20 protein-coding genes are annotated in these 26,641 nt (G+C 58.6%); 9 read left to right on the top strand and 11 right to left on the bottom strand.

All coding sequences use genetic code 11. From position 1 onward, the window contains the following. Positions 1–40 precede the first annotated feature (40 nt). Positions 41–2,077, top strand: coding sequence for a DUF1800 domain-containing protein (locus ACIX8_RS12165; protein WP_014265639.1), 2,037 nt, complete (start codon positions 41–43; stop codon positions 2,075–2,077). Here ACIX8_RS12165 and thiD read toward each other — a convergent pair. After that, on the bottom strand, positions 2,046–2,900 hold the full coding sequence (gene thiD, locus ACIX8_RS25250; RefSeq protein ID WP_014265638.1) for a bifunctional hydroxymethylpyrimidine kinase/phosphomethylpyrimidine kinase: 855 nt from the start codon (positions 2,898–2,900) through the stop codon (positions 2,046–2,048). The genes ACIX8_RS12165 and thiD overlap by 32 nt on opposite strands. A gap of 121 nt (positions 2,901–3,021) precedes the next feature. Between thiD and ACIX8_RS12155 the strand changes: the two genes are divergently transcribed. Next, on the top strand, positions 3,022–3,567 hold the full coding sequence (locus tag ACIX8_RS12155) for a septal ring lytic transglycosylase RlpA family protein (protein ID WP_083836770.1): 546 nt from the start codon (positions 3,022–3,024) through the stop codon (positions 3,565–3,567). 90 nt (positions 3,568–3,657) lie between these two features. On the opposite strand, the gene ACIX8_RS12150 is transcribed toward ACIX8_RS12155, so the two are convergent. Both ACIX8_RS12150 and ACIX8_RS12145 read right to left on the bottom strand, forming a co-directional pair. Next, on the bottom strand, positions 3,658–4,560 hold the full coding sequence (locus ACIX8_RS12150) for a dimethylarginine dimethylaminohydrolase family protein (RefSeq protein ID WP_014265636.1): 903 nt from the start codon (positions 4,558–4,560) through the stop codon (positions 3,658–3,660). Between the two features lie 185 nt (positions 4,561–4,745). Beyond that, positions 4,746–4,925, bottom strand: coding sequence for a hypothetical protein (locus ACIX8_RS12145; protein WP_014265635.1), 180 nt, complete (start codon positions 4,923–4,925; stop codon positions 4,746–4,748). Between the two features lie 318 nt (positions 4,926–5,243). Between ACIX8_RS12145 and ACIX8_RS12140 the strand changes: the two genes are divergently transcribed. The 5 genes from ACIX8_RS12140 (at position 5,244) to ACIX8_RS12120 (ending at position 15,280) form a co-directional block, all read left to right on the top strand. After that, positions 5,244–5,987, top strand: a complete 744-nt coding sequence (locus tag ACIX8_RS12140) for a hypothetical protein (protein ID WP_014265634.1) — start codon at positions 5,244–5,246, stop codon at positions 5,985–5,987. Positions 5,988–6,557: 570 nt separating this feature from the next. After that, complete coding sequence (locus ACIX8_RS12135) at positions 6,558–9,056, top strand: alpha-galactosidase D (RefSeq protein ID WP_014265633.1); 2,499 nt, start codon at positions 6,558–6,560, stop codon at positions 9,054–9,056. 285 nt (positions 9,057–9,341) lie between these two features. Further along, positions 9,342–12,536 (top strand): TonB-dependent receptor, encoded by a 3,195-nt coding sequence (locus ACIX8_RS12130; protein ID WP_014265632.1) that lies wholly within the window; start codon positions 9,342–9,344, stop codon positions 12,534–12,536. A 159-nt stretch (positions 12,537–12,695) separates the two neighbouring features. Continuing rightward, a complete protein-coding gene (locus ACIX8_RS12125; RefSeq protein WP_014265631.1) occupies positions 12,696–13,397 on the top strand; it encodes a GntR family transcriptional regulator in 702 nt (233 codons plus the stop codon). Positions 13,398–13,429: 32 nt separating this feature from the next. Continuing rightward, positions 13,430–15,280, top strand: coding sequence for a gamma-glutamyltransferase family protein (locus tag ACIX8_RS12120; protein WP_014265630.1), 1,851 nt, complete (start codon positions 13,430–13,432; stop codon positions 15,278–15,280). A 277-nt stretch (positions 15,281–15,557) separates the two neighbouring features. Here the strand turns inward: ACIX8_RS12120 and ACIX8_RS12115 are convergent, their stop codons facing one another. The 6 genes from ACIX8_RS12115 to dnaE all read right to left on the bottom strand — a co-directional run bounded on the left by ACIX8_RS12115 (position 15,558) and on the right by dnaE (position 23,229). Beyond that, positions 15,558–16,619 (bottom strand): CPBP family intramembrane glutamic endopeptidase, encoded by a 1,062-nt coding sequence (locus ACIX8_RS12115; protein WP_014265629.1) that lies wholly within the window; start codon positions 16,617–16,619, stop codon positions 15,558–15,560. Positions 16,620–16,661: 42 nt separating this feature from the next. After that, positions 16,662–17,510 carry an acetyl-CoA carboxylase carboxyltransferase subunit alpha gene (locus ACIX8_RS12110; RefSeq protein WP_014265628.1) on the bottom strand — a complete coding sequence of 283 codons (849 nt, stop codon included), beginning with the start codon at positions 17,508–17,510 and terminating at the stop codon, positions 16,662–16,664. 35 nt (positions 17,511–17,545) lie between these two features. Beyond that, the gene (locus tag ACIX8_RS12105; protein ID WP_014265627.1) at positions 17,546–17,983 is read right to left on the bottom strand and encodes a DoxX family membrane protein; all 438 of its coding nucleotides are present in this window, start codon (positions 17,981–17,983) and stop codon (positions 17,546–17,548) included. 46 nt (positions 17,984–18,029) lie between these two features. Continuing rightward, positions 18,030–18,743, bottom strand: coding sequence for a TIGR03435 family protein (locus tag ACIX8_RS12100; protein WP_044176635.1), 714 nt, complete (start codon positions 18,741–18,743; stop codon positions 18,030–18,032). A 246-nt stretch (positions 18,744–18,989) separates the two neighbouring features. Then, the gene (locus ACIX8_RS12095; RefSeq protein WP_014265625.1) at positions 18,990–19,670 is read right to left on the bottom strand and encodes a hypothetical protein; all 681 of its coding nucleotides are present in this window, start codon (positions 19,668–19,670) and stop codon (positions 18,990–18,992) included. 25 nt (positions 19,671–19,695) lie between these two features. After that, positions 19,696–23,229 carry a DNA polymerase III subunit alpha gene (gene dnaE, locus ACIX8_RS12090; RefSeq protein WP_014265624.1) on the bottom strand — a complete coding sequence of 1,178 codons (3,534 nt, stop codon included), beginning with the start codon at positions 23,227–23,229 and terminating at the stop codon, positions 19,696–19,698. Between the two features lie 91 nt (positions 23,230–23,320). Here dnaE and ACIX8_RS12085 point away from each other — a divergent pair, with 91 nt between their 5' ends. Then, positions 23,321–23,692 (top strand): hypothetical protein, encoded by a 372-nt coding sequence (locus tag ACIX8_RS12085; protein WP_014265623.1) that lies wholly within the window; start codon positions 23,321–23,323, stop codon positions 23,690–23,692. A gap of 69 nt (positions 23,693–23,761) precedes the next feature. Here the strand turns inward: ACIX8_RS12085 and ACIX8_RS12080 are convergent, their stop codons facing one another. Continuing rightward, positions 23,762–24,799: a M20/M25/M40 family metallo-hydrolase gene (locus ACIX8_RS12080; protein ID WP_014265622.1), complete on the bottom strand. Its 1,038-nt coding sequence runs from the start codon at positions 24,797–24,799 to the stop codon at positions 23,762–23,764. 107 nt (positions 24,800–24,906) lie between these two features. Between ACIX8_RS12080 and ACIX8_RS12075 the strand changes: the two genes are divergently transcribed. Next, a complete protein-coding gene (locus ACIX8_RS12075; protein WP_014265621.1) occupies positions 24,907–25,599 on the top strand; it encodes an alpha/beta hydrolase in 693 nt (230 codons plus the stop codon). Here the strand turns inward: ACIX8_RS12075 and ACIX8_RS12070 are convergent. Continuing rightward, a complete protein-coding gene (locus ACIX8_RS12070; RefSeq protein WP_014265620.1) occupies positions 25,524–26,459 on the bottom strand; it encodes an alpha/beta fold hydrolase in 936 nt (311 codons plus the stop codon). The genes ACIX8_RS12075 and ACIX8_RS12070 overlap by 76 nt on opposite strands. Between the last annotated feature and the right edge of the window lie 182 nt (positions 26,460–26,641).

Below are 26,641 nucleotides of genomic sequence, written 5' to 3'. Positions count from 1 at the left end.
ACCGTAAACAAACGCGATTAGGATGAAGCTGGAGAAAGCCATGCGCTCGCAATTCCCTTCTTTCGCTCTTCGGCCGATCACAGCCGGATTCCTGTGCCTGCAGTTCATCCTGCCCGCGGGCATGTACGCCCAGGGCCAGCAGATGGAAGCACAGTCTGCGACGATGCAAGAGTCCTCCATGCAGAAAGCCGGCCCAGCGTCCGAGCCCTCCAACGCGTATCTCAGTCACGATGCCGCCATTCTGCAAGCGCTGAATCGCTTTACCTATGGCCCTCGCCCAGGAGACCTGGAGCGCGTCCGTGCCATGGGCTTGAGTACATGGTTCAACCAGCAGTTGAACCCGGACTCCATTGATGACAAGGCCCTCGACGAGCGGCTGGCCATCTATCCGGCGATGCGGTTGCCACTCGACAAGCTGATGGAGCTCTACCCCACCAACGGAGAGATCCGGGCGGCGATGAACAACAGGGTTTCCGTCCCAGGCGGCGCCGCGGAGCATGCCATCTATGCCGACCAGCAGGAACGCTATCGCGACAAGAAGAAGGGCAAAGATGTTGAGGAGGAGGGCACGGCTCCTCTTCCCATGTCTCCGGCGGAGTTCCTTGCGCTACAACCCGAGCCGCGATTCAAGGCCCTCTGTCATCTGACCCTTCCGCAGTTGAAAGCACTGCGGCAATCCTTATCGGAAGAAGATCGTTCGCGACTGACCGCAGGCATGACAGCGCAGCAGATAGAAGCGATCGCCGCCTTCAACGGCCCGCGCGGTGTGGTGATGGCCGAGGCTATCCAGGTAAAACTGCTACGGGACATCTACAGCGAACGGCAGCTTCAGGAGGTCATGATTGACTTCTGGCTCAACCACTTCAACGTTTACCTTCAGAAGAACCAACAAGCGGCTTATTACGTAACAGCTTACGAGCGTGAAAGTATTCGTCCCTTTGCCCTGGGGCACTTTGAAAATCTGCTCAAGGCGACAGCCATCAGCCCAGCGATGCTGACCTATCTCGACAACTCCGAGAGCGTTGGCCCTCACTCTTCGTACGCCACGGGCCTGTTTACGCCGCAGCGCAAGAAGCCCGCGGCCAGCGGATTGAACGAGAACTACGCCCGCGAGTTGATGGAGCTGCACACCATCGGCGTCAACGGCGGTTACACCCAGAAGGACGTGACCGAAGTCGCCAAGGTATTTACCGGCTGGACCGTCGGCAAACGTTTCAAGGAAGACGGAGAGAACAATCTCGCCAACTTCGATCCCACCAAACATGAGCCAGGTAATAAAGTCGTCATGGGCCATACGATCAAAGAAGCCGGATCGAGCGAAGGGTTCGCCGTGTTGAAGCTGTTGGCCGGCAGCCCGCAGTGTGCGCGCTTCATCTCTACCAAACTGGCCATCCGTTTTGTAAGCGATGCTCCCCCACCGGCCATGATCGATCGCATGACGGCAACGTTTCTGAGCACAAACGGAGATATCCGCCGCGTGCTGCTGACCATGGTGAACTCGCCGGAATTCTTTACCCAGGGAGTCTTTCGCTCCAAGGTAAAGACGCCGCTCGACTACGTCGTCTCCGCCGTTCGGGCCACCGGCTCGAACGTGGAGAGTACCGCAGCCCTCAGCACTGCAATCGCCGATCTAGGCATGCCGCTCTACGGCCATCAGACTCCCGACGGCTACTCCATGCAGAGCGATGCCTGGAACAGCACCAGCGCGCTGGTCTCAAGGATGAACTTTGCATTGGCCCTCGCGGCCAACCGGGTACAGGGAGTGACGACCGATTTCGATGCCCTGCTGGGACCGCAAGCGACAGAGATGTCTCCGGAGATCAAGGACAAAACCCTTGAGGCCAAGCTGCTCCACGTTCCCGTCAGCGCCAGGACCGAGCAGTTGATCCTCGCCCAGACCTCTGCCGATCCTCAACAACAGGAGGCGGAGCTGCGGCAGGTTTCAGCGGTGAAGAAGCGCGATCCCCTTTTGACCGGCGAAGCCCGAACAAAGATGGGAGATTCCGCACGCGAGGACACTCAGGCGGCCCTGGCGGCGGGACTCATTATGGGGTCACCGGAGTTTCAACACCGGTAGCAGGGGGATGGCGTAAAGGCCAAAGCAGATCTATAGGACCTCGGCCATGTCCTATTCCAGGGGCATATCGCAGGGCACCTTCGACATATTTTTTAGCCCCGGCAAGGGCGGCGAGAGGCGTTTCGCATAAAACCAGACGACTAAGTAGCGCTGAAGAGAAGGCACAGCCCGTTCCGTGGGTGGACGTTGTGTCGACGCGCTCGCCGGCAAAACGATGAATCTCGCCCTTTGGCGTTCGCAAAAGATCGATAGGGTGTCCACCCTGATCTCCCCCAGTAGCGACAGCATGCAGACTGGGATAACGGTCCCCCAAAGCGTGCAATGCTGCTTCGGCACCAGCTAGAGAGGACACTTCCAGACCAGTGAGGATAGCCAGTTCTGCCCAGTTGGGGGTAACCCATGAGACATGGCCGAGAAGCTTCTCCTGAAGCTGACCAACCCCCTCTTTGTCGAGAAGCAGAGCGCCGGAGCTGGAAACCAGGACGGAATCTAAGACAACAGGAATCTGTGGTTTAGCAGCATTTTTATATGCAAAAGCTTGAAGAAAGTCATCCACTGCGGAAACGATCTCCCGGGTGGCCAGCATACCGATTTTGATCCCTTGCGGAGGCAGGTCAGAGGTTAGATGATCCAGAGTCTGGGTAAGAAGTTGCGCCGAGACGGGTTCCACGGAAGCAACGCCAAGCGTCGATTGAATGGTGAGAGCCGTAATTGCCGAGACCCCGAAAAGCCCGTGAGCGGCAAAGACCTGGAGGTCGGCAGTGACGCCAGCACCGTTCGAAGGATCGAAGCCGGCAATGGTAAGAGCTATCGGTGGCGGCAACAGAAGACCTGATTCCTCTCTAATTTCCTACCATGCGGGAACCCGTTGAGTCAACACTTCAGCAAAGAAAAAAGCCTTTCAAATGTTTGACTTAGGCTCCCGGGCGTTCGACAATATATGTATGAATGGTTACAACACGAGAGATCGAAAGAATACCTTAAGTGCTGGAAGCCGGAGACGCAATCGCGTCGTCCTGCTGGCAGCTGCTTTAGGCCTGACGACCACTATCGTAGCAAGTCCCCCGGCCCCTGGTAGTGCAAAGATCGTTTCTACACCGTCCGCTTCTATCAAGCATCATTGGTTCCAGGTCGGCAAGGCCTCCTGGTATGGCGGCAGGTTCCAGGGCCACAGGACTGCAACCGGCGAACGCTTCGATATGAATGCTCTGACCTGTGCACACCGCACGCTTCCCCTAGGAAGCTGGGTTCGGGTGACCAACCTGCACAATCAGAAAACAACCTTTTTGCGGGTGAATGATCGTGGACCGGTAGCCGGAAACCTGATCATGGATCTGTCCTATGCGGCAGCAAAGAAGCTGGGCATTCAGGGCCTTGGCAAAGTCAAAGTAGAAGAGGTCAACCCTGGCGATGTGCAGATGTCCCAGGCGTTGGTAGCTTCTCTGCCCGAGATGCCTCCCCTCTCCAGCCCGACGATCGTCGTTCGCTAAGGTTCCGCACCCATCCCCAGAAAAGCTTGTTAAATATCTAAGACAGCAATGCCTCCTTCAACCAGAAGGAGGCATTGCTGTCTTATGTTGTTAGCGACCGACGGTGGCGTGGGTAACGCGCAGGTCGCTCAGGCGCAGAGCCAGCGACTTTGCGCCGCCTCCGCCCTTGATGAACTCGCCCAGCTCCAGTTGAACGACGTCGAAGCCGACATCGAAGAGGTGCGCCGCCAGTTCACGGCTCAACTCTCCCGTGAAGACCGTCCGCCCGATGTTCAGGGCGCAGCACGCCATGTGGGTAGCGTCGTGCTCTGAGACGGCAACGCGTTTTTCTGCCGGGTAGGCTGCCTCGATCAGGGCTAGTGAAGCCGCGTCGAAGGCCCCGGGATAATAGATCAGGAAGCCGCCGTGCAGCGGAGTGAAGCAGGTGTCGAGGTGATAGAAGCGCGGGTCGACCAGGTGCAGGGAGCGAACCGGCGTATGCCAGGCGTCGGCGACATGGCGATGAGCCGCACGGCAGGTGCGGACACCGTGGGCCGCCCAGAGGATCGTGCCATCGTCGTTGAAGGTGATATCCCCTTCCCCTTCGAAGGCTGTCTCACGCGGCGTCTTCCAGAGCAGGAAGGCCTGGCTCTCGAGCCACTTGTTGAGGTGCGGGGTCTCGGTCCGGCGCTGCGGATGGTTGAAGCTGGAGAGCGCGGCCACCCCGTGCTGTACCAGGGCGCCGTGGCCGAGGAAGACCATGTCGGGACAGCCCGGTTCGGGATGCAGCAGGCGAACGTCGGCGACACCACGCAGGACGTTATGAAAACCCTTCCACTGCGCGAAGGCAAGATCGCGCGAGGATCGATGGACGTTGCCGGCCATCCACGGATTGATGACGTAGTCGACGCCGTACCACTCAGGCGGACACATCAGGTATGTGGGGCGGGTGTAGTGAGGCGATGAGGCGAGGGCGGGGAGGGGGGAGGGTGAAACGATGATGCTGGTTGCCATGATTCCTGGTTTCCCTACTTTCCGACTGGGAGTCTGCTCGCTCCACACAACAATCGTCAAGTGCCGACGGTGGAGGGTGCCAAACTCGATACATGAACCCCAGTGCGGGCTCTGGAAGTAAGACGCAGGATCAAAGCAAAAGGCCCACCTCGAAGGGTGAGCCTTTCTTGTGGATTGCTAAAAATTTACAGCTTTTCAAAGAAGTCGCATGCGGAGCAGGAGATGTAAACTCCGCCCGGAATCCCGCGCTCGCGATCCTTGACGCGCTTTACGATGCGGGTCGTCTTGGAGCACTTCGGACAATCGGTGCTCTTCTGTGTGTCCATAATCTTCTTGCGGTCGCCGGTCTTGGCAATCTTCGCCATTGTGTAATCTCCCTGAAAACGAATGAGTGGCTTGCCCGGTTGTCGAACACAGCCCTACCTTGCGTTATCTGTGGGCTGGCTTTGAGGCTGGGCCGAACAGGAAAGTGCGAAGGCGAAAACCGGATAAAGCTCGAACTTGATTCTACACCATTCGTACGCAGGGGGCCTGACTCCTGCTGTGGAGAGCCTGCTGTGCATTCTCTAAAAATAAATCGGCGATGGATCGCAATTGCTCTATGCTGATCCGCACAGAGTATCGTGTTGAACTCCGGGTCCAGTATCTTCTTGCACATTTGAGCAACAGAAATGAGGATAGGCATGGCTCTTGGAAAGAGCTTAAACCAGATGGCTCCGCTCGAACGCACGATAGTGTCTCTCCTGCGACGCCGCATTTTGACCGTCGTCAGCCTGGGTCTGCTTTCCTTCTTTGCAGGCACCCTTACGGCTGCCGCACCCGTCGATAACGTCATCCCAATCGCCAAGGCGCGCTCCCTTCCCCTCGGCACCCACGTCACGATCGATGGGATCGTCTCCACGCCCGCAGGCGCCTTCGAGTCGAGCTTTGACGACAAGGGCTTTGGCCTGCAGGACTCCAGCGGCGGCATCTACATCAGCACACCGGGTAATCCAAATGTCGCGACGCCACCCAGGCGCGCGCGGGTCAGCGGCGTGCTCACAGATAAGGCCGGGCTGCTAGTCGTGATCCCAGCCGACGCAACGGAGGTGAAGATGGCGCCCCTGAAGAATGCCGGCGACTTCAGCGTGATCGAGCCGAAGGCGCTCAAGACCGTGGAGGTGGGCGAAGCCAACGAGGGACGGATCGTCAGGGTACACGGGAAGATCACCCAGGCACCGGCCGGCGATGGGCCTTATGGCTTCAAGTTCTCCGTCAACGATGGTTCCGGCGAAACCCTGATCTTCGTCAACGTGCAAACTGGTATCTCCATGAACAGCCTTGCTGCGGGGAAAGAGGTAAGCGTAACCGGCTTTAGCAGCCAGTACGATACGCATCACGAGATCGATCCGCGTAGCCCTGCGGACATCAGCGCAGCAAAACCATGAGCACGCCTAGCGAATATTGAAATCGTGAACGACCAGACGCGTGTCCACCATGACGTGCCGGGTAATGGCATGGAAGGCTTTTGTGGCCTTTTCTGGAGACTGCGTTCGTCGTCGTGTGTCTGGTCGTCTTTTCCCATTACCTGCTGGGTCCGACCATACAGGGCTCATCGCTTTACCCAAATGCGCTGACTCCCCTGCTTCTCCCCATCCTCGTGCACCTTTGATCTACATAGCGCTCCTTGCGATCTTTATGTACGACAAGCGGCAGTCCTTCATGCCGCTTGGTGCGCCTGGGCAGTGTGCTTGCATATGTCGGCAGCGAAAAATTGATCACACGCTTTAACACGCACTCCCTTCTTTGAGATTTCGGACCTGTTTTCAAGCAGGAGTGTTATCGGTGCTCGTTCACGCTCAAAGTTTCCCCGATAAATAAACATATTTTACGATTCTGTATTGACAAAACGTGTTCGTACACGGTCTTATGGCTGGCGCAGCACAAGCTGCCACTTTTGAGCTGCGCAGCCCTCTTGCGCCGCCTGTCTTCTCAAACCGATTCACTGGAGCCGACCGATGCCCCCACTATCCAGCTTTCTGCACCGCACCTTTCGCCCGTTGCTCGCTGCAGCGTTCGTCTCTGTGCTGACCTCCGTCCCTGCTGCCGCGCAGGTCAACGGCGTTGGCCAACGCCCGTATCTTGGCTGGTCGACCTTCAGCGAACAGACCATCAACAGCGGCTTTCTTACCCAGGCAAACATTCAGGCGCAGTCCGATGCGCTGAAGGCTTCGGGCCTTCAGCAACACGGGTTCGTCTACATCAACATCGATTCCGGCTGGCAGGGCAGCTTCGATGCAAACGGTCGCCCCATTCCAAACACTTCCACGTTCCCAAACATCAAGGCCCTGGTCGATCACATCCACGCCAATGGACAGAAGGCCGGCATCTACTGGATTCCAGGCATTGAACAACCCGCAGTCGATGGCAACTATCCCATCCTCGGCACCTCGTACACCACACAGCAGATCGTCGCTATACCGCTTGCGCAAGGCAACACCTTCGCCGGACCATTGCCGAACCCTTTCCACGATAAGATCGATTTCACAAAGCCGGGAGCACAGGAGTACATCAACTCCGTCGTCGCTCTGTTCGCCTCCTGGGGCATCGACTTCATCAAACTGGACTCGGTTGCACCCGGTTCGGATGTCGATAGCACGGCCGTCGACGATCGTCCTGACGTCGCGGCCTGGTCGCAGGCGATCGCACTGAGCGGACGTCCCATCTGGTTCACGGTCTCCTGGGATCTCGACCAGGATTACCTCAGCACGTGGCAGCAGTTCTCAAACGCCCGCCGCATCGACCAGGACGTCGAGTGCGAGGGCGACTGCGCCACGCTCACCAACTGGCCGCGCATCGTGCTGCGCGAGTACGAGGACGTAGGCTGGGAACATGCCACCGGCCCCACGCTCGGCTGGAACGACATGGACACCCTCGACATCGGCATGGGCACCGAGGACGGGCTCAGCGACACTGAGAAGCAGACAGCCGTGACCATCTGGGCCATGGCGAATTCCCCACTCTATTTAGGCGGCGACCTTACCCAGCTCGATGCCTTCGCTAAAGCTGCCTTCACCAACGACGAGATCCTCGCGGTCGACCAGTCCGGCCACCCCGGCGTCCAGGTCACTGGAGGCGCACAGCCGGTATGGGTTGCCGACGCCGGTGACGGAAGCTTCTATGTCGCTCTGTACAACCTGAATGGCCTGCCCTCGCAGGTGACCGTTCCCTGGAGCGATCTCGGCTTCACTCAAGCTCTTCAGGTCCGCGACCTCTGGAACAGCATCAACCTCTCCCCCACTCCGAGTAGCTTCACCACGATTCTTCCAGGCCATGGGGTGCGCCTGCTGAGGGTCTATCCCACCGGCACAGTGCCCTCCACCGTCAGCCAAAGCTATGAAGCCGAATCTGCTGTGCTCAACGGCACGGCCTCGGTCGTTGCCTGCACCGCCTGTTCCGGCGGCTCCAAGGCCGGCAATATCGGCGCCTCCACCACGTCCAACTCCGTCACCTTCAATAATGTTCGTGTCGAGCACGATGGCACCTACCGCATGGAAGTCGATGCCATGACACAAGGCCCTCGCGCCCTGGTCTACACCATCAACGGAGGTTCTCCCGCTACGCTTAACCTGGGCGGCGGCAGCTTCAACCTGCCACAGGCAACGACGGTTCCGGTCACCCTCAAAGCCGGTGTGAACATCATCACCTTCAACAATCCGGCTACGTTCGGCGCCGATCTTGACCGCATCGTGATCTCCGGCAACGGCAACGAGCCTCCGCCCAGCTTCACGACCTACGAAGCAGAGGCCGCACAGCTCTCCGGCTCTGCCAGTGCAGGCGGATGCTCTTACTGCTCGGGCGGAGCTTACGTCGGCAGCTTCGGCGGGGGCACGCAGAATGCCGTCACCTTTAACAATGTCACGGCACCGCAAGCCGGCACCTATCAGCTTGAGGTTGACTACACCGAAAACGGGCCACGTTCTTTCTTCGTCTACGTCAACGGCGGGTCACCCATCGAGCTCGACGTCAACGGCAGTTCCTGGGATTCGCCACAGTTCCTGCTTACTCCAGTGCAGCTAAACGCGGGCGCCAACACCATTGTGTTTACGAATCCGAATGCAAACGGCTTCGCGCCCGGTCTGGACAGTATCACTGTCGGCCCCGTCGTCAACAGCGCCAACCTTAGTGCTGTGATCAACCGCAAATCAGGCCCAGAGGATCTGCGTCTCTGGCAGCTTACGCTGTCCAATACAGGCAGTGGCGCGGCCACGAAAACCACCCTCGATAGCTTCACCGTCGCCTCAACCAACAGCAGCTCCGGCTGCGGAGCCGCTGCAGTCTTCCTTGGGCCACTCAGCCTGGGCACGATCCCGGCAAACGGCTCCAGAAGCATCACTGTCCCTGTTGTCTTCTCCCCTTTCTGCAATAAGGACAACAGTTTTGGCGTTCATGCGGTCTTCTCCTCGAACCAGGGAGCCGATGTCGGCACGATCGTCAACACTTCCGAAACGAAGTAGCAGAAAGCAAAACGAATCGGGGGCAGCCGGCCGGCTGCCCCCAATTCGTTTGCTACACGGTTTCATCCGACACACCAGGTCCAGTTTCCTACTGCCTACCCATCCGACAAATCACAGATTGATCGAAAAATTCTATCGGCCCTATAAACAAATGGTTTCAGGAAGATTAATGTTCTTTCAATGAGATATGAAACGTGATATCTCATATATGTTCCTTGACATCGAAACACCTCTTTGCCTTTGCCTTGAGTTAGCTCCAGCGCAGCACCCTTCGGAGGTTCGTATATGAAGTCCTTTAAGTGGTTTTCTCTCGCAATTCTGCTTTCTATGTGCAGCTTTGCTGCCTGGGGCCAATCAACAGCCACACTTACGGGAACCGTAACGGACCCAAGCGGCGCAGTCGTTCCCAGCGCGCAGGTAAAAGTGCATAGCCTGGCGACCGGAATTGATCGTGTCATCCATACTGACTCCGACGGAATCTATGTGGTGCCTTCGCTGGAACCCGGAGATTACTCCGTTCAGGCGACCGTATCGGGGTTCAGCAACTACACCGTGCAGAAGGTCACCCTCGACGTATCTCAGACCGTTACGGTCAACATGCACCTGGCGGTCTCGTCCGCAGGCGAGACCATAGAGGTTGAGAGCACATCACAGCAGATCGAGACCCAGACCATGACCGTTGGCCAGGTCATCGACAGAAAGACCGTGCAGGAGATTCCGCTCAACGGACGTCACTTCCTCGACCTGACGGTGCTGACGCCGGGCGGCGTAGTGGCTCCCACGTCGGGTAGCCTCACAGCTCCAAGCCGTGGGCTTGGAGCGAACTCTTTCATTACTGCCGGCAACCGCGAAGACTCGGTCAACTTCCAGATCAACGGTGTCAATCTCAACGACATCAGCCAGAACCAGATCACCTTTCAGCCGTCGATCAGCACGACCTCCGAGTTCAAGATCAACAACTCCACGTTCAGTGCAGAGTTTGGCCGCAGCGATGGATCGATTGTGACCGTTGCCACCCGGTCCGGCACCAACCAGTTCCACGGCGAGGTCTTCGACTTTTTCCGCAATGAGGCGCTGGATGCACGCAACTACTTCAATCGCAACTTCAACCCCACCACGGGCCTCCCGATCGTCGGGCTTCCAGGGGAAAAGGCACCACTCAAGCGCAATAACTTCGGCGGCTCTGTAGGCGGTCCCATCTGGAAGGACAAGACCTTCTTCTATGCCAGCTATGAAGGTTTGCGTCAGCACCAGGGCATTCTGCAGAACAGCACGGTGCTCACCCCAACCCAGCAGGCGACCATCGCCGCCAATGCCGCCCTCTTCCCTGCCGCCGCTGCTCTGGCCAAGCTCATCCCACTGCCAAACAGTGGAAACAACTATGTAGCCTTCACCCCGGGACCGGTCAGCATCGATCAGTACACTGGAGATGTCCTGCAACAGTTCAGCAGCAATGATTCGCTGCACGGGTTCTATGCCTTCCAGAAGGATGTTCGGACAGAGCCCGCATTGCAGGGCGACACCATTCCCGGCTGGGGCGATCACCGTGCGGCGCATCGCCAGATCCTTACCCTCAACGAGACTCATATCTTCAACCCGAACTTCGTCAATGAAGCGCGGCTCGGCTTCAACCGCATCTCCATCGCCTTCAACCCGGCCAATCTCACCGACCCGACCAGCGTCGGCCTTGGAGATGGCCTTATGGGCAACGTCGGCTTGCCTCAGACCACACTCTCCGATATCGGTCTCGTCTTCGGTGGCCCCTCGGGTTTTCCGCAGGGACGCAATGACACGCTGGGCCTCATCTCGGACACCGCAACCCTGTTGCGCGGCAAGCATACCCTCAAGTTTGGCGGCGAGTTCCGCCGCTATCTCAGCGCCAGCTTTGCCGGGAACATCGGCACACTCACCTTTGTAAGCACCCCGAATAACTTTGAGATGGACAACGCCACCGTCTTCAGCGTCCAGCCCAACATCTCATCCAGTCGCGTCTACGATGGGGCACTGGGAGCGTTCTTCCAGGACAACTTCAAGTTCACGCAAAGACTGACACTGGAGTACGGTCTCCGCTTCGAGTGGAATGGTACGCCAGTCGAAGGTGAGAACCGCTTCGTGCTCTTCAATCCAAACGGCAATGGCGGCCCAACGCTGACACGAGTCGGGACTAACGGACTTGCGGCTAACTCCGCCTACAAGCAGAGCTACAGCTATGAGCCCCGCCTGGGATTCGCCTACGATATCTTCGGAACGAGCAAGACCGTGGTGCGTGGCGGCTATGCCTACCTGGTCGACCAACCAGCTTCGAACACCGTAACAGGACTGGCAGCGAATCCTCCCTTCAGCACTTCCGTCTCTTACAATGGGGCGGCCATCCCGGTCTCCTCGCTGTATGCCTCTGCAAAGGCCGCAGGCGTAGCCATCAGCTCCATCAACCCCAACTTTAAAGATGCGTACATCGAAAGCTTCAATCTGAACGTACAGCAGGCGCTCCCTGGCGGTATCGTCACTTCGCTCGGTTACTACGGCTCTGTCGGACGCCACCTGCGTATTGCCACGAACGAGAATCAGGCAACCGGCCCAGCGGGATCACCTCATCTGTACCAGACCCTTTCGGCTAACAGCCCCATCGATCCCGGTGTAACGATCGCGTCCAATATCAGCGAGGTGAACAGCATCGGCAGCTCGAACTACAACGCCCTGTGGCTCGTGTTCAGCAAGAACATGCACCACGGACTCGAGCTCAACATGAACTATGAGTGGGCGAAGTCGATGGACATCAACTCGCTTGGATCACAGGGGGGTCTCAGCGCGGCAGGCGGTGCACCGCAGGACAGCAACAACCCCAGCGGCAACTATGGCCTGTCGGACTTCGACGTACGCCATCACTTCGCTGGCACCGCGATCTATGCTCTCCCCTTCAAAGGCAACCGCCTGGTCTCGGGCTATCAGCTTTCAACGATTGTTCAATACCAGACTGGTAACCCGGTCAACATCACCGCAGGCAGCTCAAGCTTCAACGGCCTTACCGGCCCCATCCGCCCCAACCAGGTTGGCCACGTCTCCACGCATAAATCTCAAACGGGGATCACAAACGTAACTTTTATTCCGCAATCCAATGTCTGCCCCATTGGGCCGACGCTTGCGGTGCCCAGCGGATGCAGCCTGCAGATTCAAGCGACTCAGGCGGCTGGAAGTTCGACGATCGTCTATACCGGCATCGGCAACATGCAGCGTAACGGTGTTACCGGCCCCGGCTTTGCGGATGTCGATCTGTCAGGGCAGAAAGAAACCAAACTCTTTAGGAACGTGATGTTCACGCTTCGCGCCGACGCCTTCGATATCCTCAACCACCCCAACTTCGGTCAGCCGTCGGGCAACACCCAGTCCTCGACCTTTGGCCAGATCAGTGCCACCCGCTTTGCTACCAGCGATGGCGGGTCCTCTCGTCAACTCCAGATCAGTGGTAAGTTCACCTTCTAGTTCGTGACGTGTGCGCTCGACCGAACCGTTTCGCCGGTCGAGCGCACACGTATTACGAAGCTATTCTTGGTTCTTCCACGCAACAGGATGTCGGTCTCCCCTCGAACCTTTACCATATCGTCCGAGAACCAGAGAATCTTTGGATTCCGAGCATACACAATGATCAAAATCTCTAAACCACCGAACCTGACAGAGCTCGCCTATCTCAGCGTCAAGCAGTCCCTCGTCGACGGTTCCCTGGGCGAGGGCCAGAGATTGACAGAAGAATCTCTCTCCACCCAACTAGGCATCAGCAAATCCCCCATACGCGAGGCCCTTACCCGCCTTGAGAGCGAAGGCCTGCTCAACATCGAAGCTAGGCGCGGCGCCTATGTTCGCCGCTTCAACAGCAAAGATGTCAGCGACCTGTATGACCTTCGCGAACTGCTGGAGGTGCATGCGGTAGGGTTGGCGGTGATTACTCCAGCGTTCCTCGGCGCACTCGCGGAGAGCATCGAGCACACCCGGAAGCATCTCGATGCAGGCGATAGAATGGCGCACGTGGAAGAGGATATTCGCTTCCACAATCTCATCGCCGCCGCTACGGGCAATGAAGAGCTCCGTCGCGTCCTTGAAAACATGAACCACAAGAGTCTTCTATGCCGGTCGAAGACCTTTAATCTCTCTTCGACAATGGCGCCGGTAAGTCACAGCAGGATCTATCTTGCCCTGAAGGATGGTGAGCGGGTCCTGGCCCAGCAGGCCATGAAAGATCACATCCAATACGTTCGAAACTCTCTGCTGCGTTCGCTGAAGGCAACAGAACCCCTAACCATCTATGAGGAAGACGCCGGTCTTGCCCTTTCTACCAATCGCAGTTGAATAACAACCGTTATGCGGTAAAGGAGAGCTCCATGCTCCGTCGAACGTTTCTTGCAACGCTTCCCCTGGCTACTGCGGGTTCTCTCGTTGCCGCCACTAACAACGGTGTTTATGAACCGGCCCTCCTCCCCGGCGAAGAAGAACTATCGAAGCTGCCTAAATTTCAGGCGCCTGGAGAAGACCGGTTCATTCGGCCTGATGTCCACGCAGGCGATCGGCCTGCCGGGGCCAGCTTCTCCTCGCGCTCCCCTGCACTGGGTTGCTCGGGGGCTGCGGGAACAGCGCATCCGCTGGCGACACAGGCAGCTATCGAGATGCTTAAGCGCGGCGGATCGGCGGTCGATGCGGCTATCGCCGCCAATGCCCTGCTGGGCTTTGTCGAACCGACGAGCTCCGGGCTCGGAGGAGATTGCTACGCCTTCGTGTGGGACCCCAAGATGGGCAAGCTGGCCGGAATGGCGAGCTCGGGCCGCTCACCGAAGTCGCTCTCGCTCGCGACGGTTCGGTCTCGCGCGGTCAACGGAGCGCTTCCCGGACTGGGCGCGGTCAGCGTCTCCACACCCGGCGCGCTCGACGGCTGGTGGACGCTGCACCAACGCTACGGCAAGCTCAAGTGGGCCGAACTCTTCGAGCCGGCCATCCACTATTGCGAAGCCGGCGACCCCGCACCGCAGATCATCGGCTGGTACATCAAGCGGAACATGGCAATCTTCCTGAGGCCGCACTCGGGCGTCGAAGAGACAGCCAATGCGGTGAAGACCTACAGTCCCGGCGGTATCTCTCCCAACGAGTACGATGTGCGGCGTAACCCCGATCTTGCCAAGACCTATCGGATGATTGCAGCGGGTGGGCGTGACGCTTTCTATGACGGCCCGATCGCGAAGACGATCGACGCGTACTTCAAGCGGATCGGCGGCTGGCTTTCGGCGGACGATCTGCGCGAGCATCATGCGGAGTGGGTTGAGCCGCTGGTGACGAAGTATCGCGGCGTAGACGTCTATGCCATGGGCGCCAACACGCAGGGACTCGCTACCCTGCAGATGCTCAACATCATCGAGCAGTTCGATCTGCGCGGATACGGCTTTCAGTCCCCAGAGTCGTTGCATGTGCAGATCGAGGCGAAGCGACTTGCCTACGAAGATCGTGCCCGCTTCTACGCCGACCCGCACTTTTCGAAGATCCCGATCGACTGGCTCAAGTCAAAGGAGTACGCCAAGGAGCGCGCCAAGCTGATCCAGCTCGACCGCATCCTCGAACCGGTTTATCCCGGTCAGGCCCCCAGCCACGGTGACACCACGTACTTCTCTACCGCCGACAAGGACGGGATGATGGTGTCGATGATCCAATCCAACTTCCGCGGCATGGGCTCAGGCCTGGTTGCCGATGGCCTCGGCTTCATGTTCCAGGATCGCGGCCAGTTGTTCTCGCTGCAGGATGGCCACCCAAACATCTATGCGCCCGGCAAGCGTCCCTTCCAGACGATCATCCCCGGTTTCGCGGCTAAAGATGGTGTGCCATGGCTCGCCTTTGGAGTCATGGGCGGCGACATGCAGCCCCAGGGCCAAAGCCAGATCATCATCAATCGCGTCGACTACGGGATTGATGTGCAGGCGGCTGGAGACAGTCCGCGCTGGCACCACGAAGGCTCGTCGCAAAGCATGGGAGAAGACCCGCCGCACCTTGCCCCTCGCGGCATTCTGCGCCTGGAGAGCGGTGTTCCTGCGGCCACACGTAAAGCTCTCGTCGACATGGGCTGGCCGATGGGCGAAAGCGATGGTGGTTATGGACGTTACGAGTGCATCGAAAATCGCAAGCAGGGGAATGACCGCGTGTATGCGGCAGCCAGCGAGATGCGCGCGGACGGCGTGGCTCTGGCCTATTGAAGAATAGCCATGCGCTGCCAGGCATGGAAGGGATGAAGCACCCAAGATTTGTCATCTCGACCGAAACGCGGGCCCCCAGAGAACGTTCTTTGTTCTCTGGGGTGCAAGCATGACGGCTTTATGTTATGCGCAGTGGAGAGACCTGAAGTTTGCGCATGGAGGCAATATTGCTGGCGCGAGCAAGCTGCAGGTCTCTCTACTACGGCGGCAAAAGCGCCGCCTCCGGTCGAGATGACAAGTTAGGGGTAATTCGCTAAAAAGCGCTCTATCTCTATCGCTACTCTGCTTTGTCGGAGTTCGAGTTCGTCCTGAGATGCTCGTCAATCACCGGCATCGTAGAAGCGCTCGTCGAAGTAGTGCCGAGGATCTGCACCAGCGGTACGGGCTTTGCCGCAGCAGCCGCTTCCATCGCAGTGTGCGCGGGAGGCGGAGCGACGGTCATCTCATAGCCAGCCGGGACGATCGGCGGATGGGTGTACTCCCAGGCATAGTCAGTGGTCATGCGATAGAGCACGATCATTCCAACCACCAGCACAATCACCGTGAACAACGCGCCTTCAGGACCATAGGGTCCACCTGTGATCCAGGCCGCTCCACTGCTATCCGTAGTCACGAGACTGCTGTAGGTTTCCAGTCCACCGACGGGCAAACCCAGCAGAACTCCCATGGCCGCAGTCCAGGCGAAGTGCAATCCCCAGCCGAGCCAGAGACCGTGCGTTCTTAGATAAGCCAGAGAGAACAGGATGCCCAAAAGAAAGGCGATGCCGACGCTGGAGCTGGTCGAGTTGGGATGGAAGCTCGAGAACAACGCGTAGATTCCGGAGAGCAGGATCGTCGCGAACACGGGCCCTACGGCTGCGATGAGCCTGGCGTAGAGATATCCGCGAAAGGCGACCTCCAAAGCGAGTGTGCCGACAGCCAGCGTGGCAAGAGAGAGCAGAGCAAGGCCCCAGGACCGCGGAGCAAGCCAGAATTCTGGGTGCAGATCGCCGACGAGCATCATCGGAAGCACGGCGACCAGCAGCATGGCCCAACCCAGCACGATCCCCTGCTGTCCTTCGCGAAGGGCCGTCGCACGCTGCGGCAGCGCATTATCTTTGCGAAGATTGCCGGTGCGTGTAGCGATCCAGCTTAATGTTGCGAACCCAACGAGCAGCAGGAAGAGAAAGAAGCCTTCGCTGAGCAGCGGCTGAATCAGAGCAAGGTTCAGGTGGTTCGCAATGCCCTGCGCGGAGTGATCCGCGACCGAATGAGAGGCAAGAAGCCACAGCAATCCCGTGATGAAAAGAGCGAACTGCATGGAGCGCGGAATCGCGCGTTGGGGCTGGTTGGGTTGCAACAGTGACTGGCTCCTTAGGAACTCCACCGCCGGCGGTCAGGCTCAGGCCATGGTATAAAACTGCGCGATATTACGAAACTTTGCATACCGGGCAGCCAGCAGATCGTCGATCGAGAGACGCTTCAGGTCGTTGAGATGGCGTTCCAGTCGTTCGTTGACCAGTTCCATGGCGTAGGCCGGGTCCATCTGCGTACCGCCCTCGGGTTCACGGATCACATCGTCCACGCAACCTAGCCGTTGGACGTCATCGGCGGTATATCGGAGAGCGGCTGCGGCCAGCTGTTTCTTGCTGGCATCCTTCCAGGTGATGCTCGCACAGCCTTCGGGAGAGATCACCGAATAGATCGCATTCTCGAGCATCAGCACGCGGTCGGTAACGGCCAGCGCCAACGCTCCGCCCGAGCCGCCCTCACCGGTGATGGTGGCGATAGTGGGAACACGCAGCCGAGACATCTCCAGCAGGTTGCGGGCAATGGCTTCGCCTTGGCCGCGCTCTTCAGCGCCCAGGCCGGGGTTCGCACCGGCGAGATCGATGAAGGTGAAGACCGGCCGCCCGAACTTCTCGGCTATCTTCATGGCACGCAAGGCTTTACGGTAGCCTTCAGGATCGGGCTGGCCAAACTTGCGGGCAACACGCTCTTTGAGGCTGCGCCCCTTGAGGTTGCCGACAACCAGGACGGGCTCGCCATGGAAGTAGGCCATGCCTGCGGTCATCGCGGCGTCGTCGGCAAACTGCCGGTCACCGTGAATCTCACTGAAATCGGTAAAGAGCGCTTCGATATAGTCCATTGGATAAGGACGTTGTGGGTGCCGCGCGAGTTCGGTCTTAATCCATGCCTCGGGCGTTGGTGCGGGTGCAGTGACAGACTTCTGAGGAATGTTTTCGGCCATCTTTGTACCTAAACGATTGTATGCGATAGCCGGGGTCAGAAGCTGTCCTGACGGCGGAAGAACTGCGGCCAGGACAGATCGTAGCGTTCCCGGGCAAAGAGCAGAAGAAACAGGACAAGACCGTACATCAGTTGCTGCATCGCAATACTCCAGTCCTGCTTGAGAGTGATACCGAACATCAGCACAAACATGAGCAGGAAGGCAAGGATGAGCGTGTACCGGGTGAACAGGCCAAGCAAGAGCAAGATCCCGATCAACAACTCGACGCATGGAATGGCATAGCCGCTGGCGAGTGTAAGCGAGGACGGTAGCGGTGTCGATGCCATGCTCTTCACCATGCCCTGCGCAAAACCCGAAAGGTGGGCGCCGGTGAAGATGCGCGCGAAGCCATGGCCAAAGAAATCCAACCCAGTGAGAAGCCGGAAGAGGACATAAGCCCGGCGTTGTTCGATGCTGGGAAGTTGATCGCTCATGGCTAAATTGGATGCACGCAATCGCACCGTTGACGAACATCACTGACTAGTTTTCCGTCGGCTCGGTCACACTGTCGATCACGATGGTTTCGACGGGACCTTTTGCAGCCTTGAGCTTGAGTCCTAGCCGATTCATGGCGTCAACAATAGCTGCGGTCATGTCGTGATTCGTAGGATCGTCCGGTTCGAGTTGGAAGTCATAGAGTCCTGGTAAACCGGTTCGATCCAGTACCGGGAGATCAAGATTCGAACTCAACTGTCTCGCCAGAAATGGCATGGAGATATTTAAACCGAACGCCGATCCATCGGCGATGCCGCCCTGCATCATGATCACACCTCCCCTGGAGTCGCCCTCCGGGTGCGCTGGGGCTTCCAGCCGAAGCTGCCCTTTTCCTCGGAGCAAAAGATAGACCGGCCCTTCTTTCGTCTCACGATGGAACTTTAATCCGAATCGCTCGACCAGAAGATTCTGCAGCATCTTTCGTTGCTCGTCACTGGGAGTTGCTTTCATTGGAGGTTGTACTGCAGTGCGTGATTCGGAGGAAGCGGGAGGCAAAGCCTCTATGTCGTAGCGATTCTTGTCAGCCCAGGCTGGAACGCCGGATATCTGGAAACTCTGAAGGTCGAACGCAAAGTACAAAAGCATCTTCAAGTTGGCAGCTCCAACGAAGACTCTGCCTCCGGGATACGAGATAAATCCCAGCATTCCGCCATGATTAAAATCATGGGGTTTGATCGTAGAAACCTCGAACGCGGGCATCTGAGCAGAGCCGGCTTCTGTCTGCGAGCCGGTTATTTTTGGAGATGTAGACGTTTGGCCATGAAGCGCCGTTGATGAGCCGCACGCTACCATGGCAAAGCATAGTAGAAACCCGCCACACCTATAGGCAATACACTTTGCCATCTCTCAGTCCTCTTCACGGATTGCGTATGTTCGTTCGACGCAATCAAAAGATAAAGGCTAGGAATCTTTTTAGCTTGTGCGTGCCCTCGCGCTGGAACCGCTCTATGGATATTGCAGAATCACTCGCAGAAACTGCGCTCCGGCACTCAATCGAATCGAGCCGTCCTTACTCGCTGGGACCCAGACCGTGTCTCCCGGCGTAAGAGTGCGTTCACTTCCGGCAATCGATGCTTTGACTGTCCCGATAGAGACCAGCAACGAGCGTGGTCCAGCGGCGGATATCGTGCAGGACTCAGTTGTGGGGCACTGCGTGCGCTCAATCTTTAGCGCGCCATCATGAAACTCGGTCCGCGTGCCAGGAGTTGCCGGTAGCGCTGGAGCTTCTCCACGGAAGACCTCCTTCAAATCGTTCGGCGGAATGCTCTTCAGCTCCACACGCAGGAAGTCGGAGGGAACATCACCCAGGTTGGTAACGCTATGGCGCTCTGCCATGCCGGGACTGATGCGGAAGGCTCCCGTGTGCGTTGGCGGACGGTGCGCCGTGAAGCCGTTCGGTCCTTCGTGCTTGAGATCGACCTCGCCGGAGTTGTTCAGGTACACATACACCGTTGGGTAGGTCGAGTGGTCGTGCATCGGCACAAACTCGTGCGCGCCGTAATGCACGCGCATCACGATGAAGTCGGAGTTCTCAAACGTCGTCTTGTAGTTGGGCGGCAGGGACTGAGCCTGCACGCCCACACTACCAAAGACCAGACACGCTGCGATGTACGGCAATATCTTCATCAGAGAACCTATCCCAGGGTCTTTATCAGATCACCTGCACCGCACCACGGCCGACAAGGGCTTCAACCCCTTCGATAAAGGCCACGTCCGCGGCAACATGAAAACCGCTCGGTTCGAGCACGGCACAGAACTGGCCCGGCTCTTCGAGGTTGAGCAACAGCTTGCCGTTGCCGGGAGCGCTCAGGAAGAGCGTGTGCAGCTTGTCCAGCAGCGTCTCATCATGGCTATGCAGTGGAATGCGGATACGAAGCGCATCCGGCAGCTTGATCTTTACATCCTCAAGCGCCTGGATGCTGGAGATCGCCAGCTTCGGCGCCGAGTCCTCTTCACCGCGCAGCGAGCCACGGACCAGTACGGGCACGTCGATGCGAAGCTTCTCGGCGAGCTTCTCGTAGCTCTGCGGAAAGGCAATGAGGTCGATCTTGCCGACGGTGTCTTCGAGGTATGCCTGCGCGTACATTTCGCCGGAGCGCTTGGACTTCGCGACCTTCAGACCGGTGATCACACCGGCAATCTGAATCTCGTTCCCTTGCTCAGCCTGTCCACGACGGAAGACCTGGGGCTCGGGCTTCATCTCGCAGGCTGTCGCCGTATCGACGACCTTCATATTGCGCAGCTTCTCACGGTACTTGTCCATCGGATGGCCGGAGACGAAGAAGCCGAGCACGTCCTTCTCATTCTGCAAGCGGGTGTGCTCGTCCCAATCCGGCGCTGGCGGCAGCGTCTCTTCTCCTCCAGTGGAGGCGGAGGAGGGACCGGGGTCGTCGAACATGCCGAAGAGTCCGGACTGTCCGGCAGCGGCATCGCGCTGCGACTTCTGTGCACGCTCCATCGCCTTATCCAGCGCGGCGAAGACCCGGGCACGGGGGCCGAAGGCATCCAAAGCACCGGCCTTGCACAGAGACTCCAGTACACGCTTGTTCATCAGGCGAAGATCGACCTTGTCGCAGAACTCCCACAGGCTGACGAAGCCCTGCTTCCCTGCGGCCTGCAGCTCTTCGCGAGCTTTGATAATGGAGTCGATCGCGTTGTGGCCGACGTTCTTGATCGCAGCGAGGCCGAAGCGAATGCTGTCTCCCGCCGGAGTGAAGTTGGCAGCAGAGATCTGGACATCGGGCGGAACGACCGGGATGTTGATCTCTCGGCACTCGCCAATGTACTTGACGACGTTCTCCGGCTTCGAGGTTTCCGAGGTCAGTAGCGCGGCCATGAACTCGACCGGGTAGTGCGTCTTGAGCCAGGCCGTGTGGTACGCCAGTAGCGCATAGGCAGCCGAGTGCGACTTGTTGAAGCCGTATCCGGCGAACTGCTCCATGAGGTCGAAGAGCTGTCCGGCGCGATCCTTGTGGAACTTGCGCTCGGCCGCGCCGGCCATGAACAAGACACGCTGCTTGGCCATCTCCTCGGCGTTCTTCTTACCCATCGCGCGGCGCAGCAGATCGGCGCCACCCAGCGAGTAGCCCGCGATAGCACTCGAGATCTGCATCACCTGTTCCTGGTAAACGATGACGCCCAGCGTCTCCTTGAGGATCGGTTCAAGCTCGGGGAAGAGATATTCAACGGCGCGACGCCCCCACTTACGCTCGATGAAGTCGTCGATCATGCCGCCCTGAATTGGGCCGGGACGATAGAGTGCGTTGAGAGCGGTGAGGTCTTCGACCGTGGTGGGCTTGTAGCGGCGCAGAACGTCGCGCATGCCGCCGGATTCAAACTGGAACACGCCGCTGGTAAGAGCGCGGTGATAGACCTTCTCGTAGGTCTCGGCATCGTCAAGCGGGATGGTCGCCATGTCCACATCGACGCCACGGTTGGACTTGATCAGCTTGAGGCAGTCATCGATGACGGTCAGCGTCGTCAGGCCGAGGAAGTCCATCTTCAGCAGGCCCATCTTCTCGACGGCCTTCATGTCGTAGCTGGTGACGATGGCGTCGTCCTTGGTGCGTGTGACGGGGACGAGTTCCGTGAGCGGCTGCGGTGCGATCACGACACCGGCAGCGTGAACGCCCGCGCCACGCACAAGGCCTTCAAGGCGCAGAGCGGTGTCAATCAGTTCCCTGATCTTGGGATCTTCGTAGGCCTGGGCCAGCGGAGGCGAATCCTTCAGCGCCTGCTCGATGGTGATGCCGATGGTCGCGGGGATCAGCTTGGCGATGCGATCGACTTCACCATAGGGCATGTCGAGCGCACGGCCAACGTCCTTGATCGCGGCCTTCGCAGCCATGGTGTTGAAAGTGATGATCTGCGCGACCTGATCCTCGCCGTACTTCTCGCGCACGTACTTGATGACCTCGCCGCGGCGGTTCATGCAGAAGTCGATATCGACGTCAGGCATGGAGACGCGTTCGGGGTTCAGGAAGCGCTCGAAGAGCAGATCGTTCTGTAGCGGGTCGACGTCAGTGATCTCCATGACGTAGGCGACCAGCGATCCTGCCGCCGATCCACGGCCTGGGCCGACGGGAATGCTCTGCTGCTTGGCGTAGCGGATAAAGTCCCAGACGATCATGAAGTAGCCGGGAAACTTCATCTGCTTGATACAGTCAATCTCGCGGTTCAGACGGGCTTCGTAGTCGGCGATGGACTTGCGCAGAATGCCGCGGTCTTCAAGGTGCTTGACCGCAGTCTCGCGGCGGTGTCTCCAGCCTGCACGACATACCTGCTCGAAGTAGCTGTCGAGGTCTTCGCCCTCGGGCACGTCGAACTTCGGGAACGGGTTCTTGACGGCCTTGAGTTCTAGCTGGCAGCGCTCCGGAAACTGCATGGTGCGAGTGCAGACCTCGGGCGCATGGCTGAAGAGACGGTGCATCTCATCCGCCGACTTGATGTAGAACTCCTGCGTATCGAACTTGAAGCGCTTGGGATCGTTCATCGACCCGGCGGTCTGCACGCAGAGCAGCACCTCGTGTGCGCGAGAGTCCTGGTCTTCGATGTAGTGCGAATCGTTGGTCGCGATCAGCGGGATGTCTAGGTCCTTTTCGAGCCGGAACATCGCCTCGGTCACAGCCTTGTCGGGCTCGAGTCCGTGGTCCTGGATCTCGAGGAAGAAGTTACCGCGACCAAACATCGTCTCGTAATCGCCGGCAGCCTTCTTTGCTTTCTCGTAGTCCCCTTCCATCAGGTGCTGGCTGACCTCGCCGGCGAGACAGCCGGAGAAGCCGATGAGACCTTCGACATGTTTGGCGAGGAAGTTCTTGCTGACACGCGGCTTCTTGTAGAAGCCATGCAGCGCCGCCTCGCTGGTCAGGCGAACAAGGTTGCGGTAACCGGCTTCGTTCTCAGCCAGCACCAGCATGTGGTTGTACTTGGAGTCAGGGTTCGCGAACTCGCGGCGATGGTCGTCTTCTTTGCAGACATAGAGCTCGCAGCCGAGGATGGGCTTCAGGTTCTTCTTCTTCATCGCGTCGAAGAAGTGAACGGCTCCATAGATGTTGCCATGGTCGGTCATGGCGGCCGACGTCTGCCCGATTTTGACGAGATGCTTGGCCAGTTTGTCGACGTCGCAAGCTCCGTCGAGGAGGGAGTAATCGGTATGCAGATGGAGGTGCGTAAACTCAGCGGCCATGTAGCTAGTTTACTGCTTGGTCAACAGGGATGAGGCAGAGGAAAACCTGAACCAAATAGGGTTCGTTCGTGCGAATGCTAGAATCCCGCTCATGAGTGACACGTTCGTTGGCGCGATATCTCAGCTTGCAGGCAAACTTCTACATTTGAAGGGGCAGGAAGCACCAACAGGCTGGCCCACCGCAGTCGCCGATGTCTTCGACTGGGCTATGATCCCGGCACACGGTGGCGCATCGAACGACGACTCTCTACAGATTCGAGCCACACTCGCGATCACTGTGGATGGTCATCGGCATTATGGTCTGCTGCACAGTGTCGGCATGGGTGATTATCCGGCCCTCGAGTTTCTGAACCATTCAGAGAAACCTGCGACTTTATTGGTTCGCTATAACGCGAGGGATCCGGACGAGATGATCGCTATGCCTAACGACGAGGCTCTTCCCTTTGAGATTGGTCGCGATTGATGCAGCGGTTCTCATAGAGACAACGTCGGGGGATTTAAAAGAAATATTGAGTACTCGCCCATCACACCCTTACGAGACGAGCTGCGTTGCAAGCCGCACATACAAGTCCACACACTCCAGCAACTCACGTTTGCTGATCTTCTCGTCCGGCGTATGCGCGACGTGGATGCTTCCCGGCCCCAGCAGGAAGGGCTCGCCCCAGTTGGTGAGCGATGGGATGTCTGTCGTGAACTTCGCGACCATCGTCTCGAAGCCTTCGACGGTGCGCATCTGGATGAACGGTAGCTTCAGCGAAAAATTCACCTCGCAGCGCCCAGCAGCTGCCTTGAGGATCGCAGCCTGTGTCTCGTCCGCTGGCCCCACGAGGCGGATCAGCAGATGCGCCTCTGCCTTATCGGCGATCACGTTCGGAGCCACACCGCCCTTGATGATGCCTACGTTCATCGTCGAGTCGCCGATGCCCTCAACGACAGGCAGCGGCAGTGCCTGGATATCGTGCAGCGCAGCCAGGAGCTTGTCGACGGCTGACTCGCCCAGTTCGGGATAAGCCGAGTGCGCCATCTTGCCGTGCGCGTAGAGCTCAACGCGCAGGCAGCCCTTTGAGGCAACCGCGAGACGATTGTCCGTCGGTTCGCCATTGATCAGAAAGCGCGATCCACGTGGATTCTCATTCGCAATCTTCGCACCTGCGGAGTCGCGCTCTTCGCCCACGACAAAGAGCAGGCCTACGCGAACACCGGCAGCACGCAGCTTTTCGGCAGCGGCGATCTGGGCGGCGATGATGCCCTTCGCGTCACAGGTCCCACGACCGTACAGAAAGTCGGCGTCCTCACGGCAGGGGCCGAGGAACGGGGGCACGGTATCCATGTGGGTCGAGAGCACGACATCGGGGGTAATCCCCTGCTCCACGGCATACACGTTGAAGCGAGGGCCGCTGGCGCCATTCGGTGTCTTCGACGGATCGGGCTGGGGCACGGGCTGGCGCTCCACAGAATAGCCCTGCTTCGCCAGAAACTCCGCGAGGAATTCGCCCGCTGGGGCTTCGTGATAGGTGGTCGATTCGATGTCGACGAGCTGCTTCGTGAGTTGGATCGGGTCGATTGCCATGCGAGTCCAGAATACCCGAGCCGATGAATCTTGACGGCGAGAGCTGCGACTTATCACCCTTCTTTAACGCAGAGGGCGCGGAGGTCGCTTTCTTCTAAACTAGCTCTATGTCTGACGCACTTCCCTTTCAGTCTCATGTAAAAGCCGTCGAAGACCTGCACGGTCCAGTCGGACGGCTCGAAGCTATCCTCAACACCGGACGTGAGGACGCTCTCTACGCCGCCGTCGTCGCGCATCCGCATCCGCTCGGCGGCGGCACCATGCACAACAAGGTCGTCTATCACGCGGCCAAGGCGTTCTCCAGCTTCGGCCTGCCAGTGCTGCGGTTCAACTTTCGCGGAACCGGCCTGAGCGAAGGTGTGCACGATGAAGGACGCGGCGAGGTCGACGATGTACGCGCTGCACTCGACTGGATGTCCGAAAGATATCGGCTGCCGATCTTGTTTGCGGGCTTTTCGTTCGGATCGAACGTCGGCTTTCGCGCCTGCTGTGGCGACGCAAGAGTACGAGGGCTGGTGGGGTTGGGTCTGCCGGTGCGCGCCGAGGGGCGCGACTATACGTATGGGTTTCTACCTGCCTGCCGCGCTGTACCCAAGCTCTTCATCAGTGGCGACCACGATCAGTTCGGACCTAAAGATGTGCTGGAATCTGTTCTGGTCTCGGCGCAGGAACCGAAGCGTGTGATCTGGGTCGAGGGTGCCGACCACTTCTTCGCGGGAACCGCTCAGTCGCCGGCTTCCAAGCTGGGAACCATGAATGCAGGAATCCGGCTCTGGCTTGCAGAGGAGTTCGGCTTGTAGTGCTGTTGGTGGGCCGCAGCTTCGGCGCGCAACATCCACGACTCGATCAACCCGGCAGTAAGCTCAGGCTGCTCTTCAGCGGGACGATGTCCGACGCCTGGCAGAACATGCAGCTCGGACTGGCGCAGGTGCGCGCGCAGCTTCTCGGCGGTGCGCACAGGAACGGCCCGGTCGCAGTCTCCCCAGAGAATCAGCGTGGATTGGGTAATCGGCTTGCGCAGCAGGTGGCGCAGGTCTGCCATATCCTCATGCCAAGTGCCCAAAAGGCGCAGAAGATGTGACATCGTACCGCGGATGCGGAGATTCGCCCGATAGGGCATGAGGCGCTCCGGCGTGTCCCAGCTCTGAGGACCAGCCATACGACGCAGCCCCATCATCTGGAACCATTGCGGATACCAGGGCATGGTGTACGCAAAGATCCTGCCCGGAAGCGAGAGATAAAACTTGATGATCTGGTCGGCTTCGTTGAAATAAGGGTGCGCGGGACCCAGCAGAACCAGCGAACGAACGCGGTTCGGAGAGGTCCGGGCAAGACGCAAGGCAACCGCTCCACCGTGCGAATGGCCTATCAAACAGGGCTTTTCGAGACCGAGAGCATCGAGGAACCGCTCAATGAAGGCGGCTGTGGCGGGCATGGTGGCAGCAAGATCGTCGCGGCGTTCGGAGAGTCCTGAGCCGGGCATATCGAGCGCGATCACATGCCAGTGTGAGGGCATCTCCGCAAGCAGTGGCTGGAAGGTCTCGGCCGATCCCATCAGACCGTGCAGGAGCACGAACGAAGGCGCATCCGCAGTCGCCGTACCTTTTTCAAGGTACGAGAGGCGAAGTCCGTCGAGGTCTAAATGGTGCCGTTCCAGCATTTCGCATATGTCTTTTAACTAAACTGCAGCGGGAACCATCACTTCGGCATTGGCCTCAACTTGATCCTGCGCAGACGGCGAACCCACTCCCTATCGCTCGTTGTGTTAATAATACGTGAAATTAACTCGCTCGTAAAGTCTACCTATTCCCTCTTCGCCAGGCAGGTGGGTGGCTACCCTAA

Source organism: Granulicella mallensis MP5ACTX8 (genome assembly GCF_000178955.2).
Taxonomy (GTDB): Bacteria; Acidobacteriota; Terriglobia; order Terriglobales; family Acidobacteriaceae; genus Granulicella; species Granulicella mallensis.
This window is presented reverse-complemented; position numbering and strand designations above follow the sequence as displayed.

Excerpts from the sequence above, each read along its gene's own strand:
- ACIX8_RS12135 (WP_014265633.1), top strand. The coding sequence starts at position 6,558 with ATGCCCCCACTATCCAGCTTTCTGCACCGCACCTTTCGCCCGTTGCTC.
- ACIX8_RS12155 (WP_083836770.1), top strand. The coding sequence starts at position 3,022 with ATGAATGGTTACAACACGAGAGATCGAAAGAATACCTTAAGTGCTGGA.
- ACIX8_RS12125 (WP_014265631.1), top strand. The coding sequence starts at position 12,696 with ATGATCAAAATCTCTAAACCACCGAACCTGACAGAGCTCGCCTATCTC.
- ACIX8_RS12100 (WP_044176635.1), bottom strand. The coding sequence starts at position 18,743 with ATGCCCGCGTTCGAGGTTTCTACGATCAAACCCCATGATTTTAATCAT.
- ACIX8_RS12165 (WP_014265639.1), top strand. The coding sequence starts at position 41 with ATGCGCTCGCAATTCCCTTCTTTCGCTCTTCGGCCGATCACAGCCGGA.
- ACIX8_RS12110 (WP_014265628.1), bottom strand. The coding sequence starts at position 17,510 with ATGGCCGAAAACATTCCTCAGAAGTCTGTCACTGCACCCGCACCAACG.
- ACIX8_RS12075 (WP_014265621.1), top strand. The coding sequence starts at position 24,907 with ATGTCTGACGCACTTCCCTTTCAGTCTCATGTAAAAGCCGTCGAAGAC.
- ACIX8_RS12150 (WP_014265636.1), bottom strand. The coding sequence starts at position 4,560 with ATGGCAACCAGCATCATCGTTTCACCCTCCCCCCTCCCCGCCCTCGCC.
- dnaE (WP_014265624.1), bottom strand. The coding sequence starts at position 23,229 with ATGGCCGCTGAGTTTACGCACCTCCATCTGCATACCGATTACTCCCTC.
- ACIX8_RS12080 (WP_014265622.1), bottom strand. The coding sequence starts at position 24,799 with ATGGCAATCGACCCGATCCAACTCACGAAGCAGCTCGTCGACATCGAA.
- ACIX8_RS12105 (WP_014265627.1), bottom strand. The coding sequence starts at position 17,983 with ATGAGCGATCAACTTCCCAGCATCGAACAACGCCGGGCTTATGTCCTC.
- ACIX8_RS12095 (WP_014265625.1), bottom strand. The coding sequence starts at position 19,670 with ATGAAGATATTGCCGTACATCGCAGCGTGTCTGGTCTTTGGTAGTGTG.
- ACIX8_RS12130 (WP_014265632.1), top strand. The coding sequence starts at position 9,342 with ATGAAGTCCTTTAAGTGGTTTTCTCTCGCAATTCTGCTTTCTATGTGC.
- ACIX8_RS12145 (WP_014265635.1), bottom strand. The coding sequence starts at position 4,925 with ATGGCGAAGATTGCCAAGACCGGCGACCGCAAGAAGATTATGGACACA.
- ACIX8_RS12085 (WP_014265623.1), top strand. The coding sequence starts at position 23,321 with ATGAGTGACACGTTCGTTGGCGCGATATCTCAGCTTGCAGGCAAACTT.
- ACIX8_RS12120 (WP_014265630.1), top strand. The coding sequence starts at position 13,430 with ATGCTCCGTCGAACGTTTCTTGCAACGCTTCCCCTGGCTACTGCGGGT.
- ACIX8_RS12070 (WP_014265620.1), bottom strand. The coding sequence starts at position 26,459 with ATGCTGGAACGGCACCATTTAGACCTCGACGGACTTCGCCTCTCGTAC.
- ACIX8_RS12140 (WP_014265634.1), top strand. The coding sequence starts at position 5,244 with ATGGCTCTTGGAAAGAGCTTAAACCAGATGGCTCCGCTCGAACGCACG.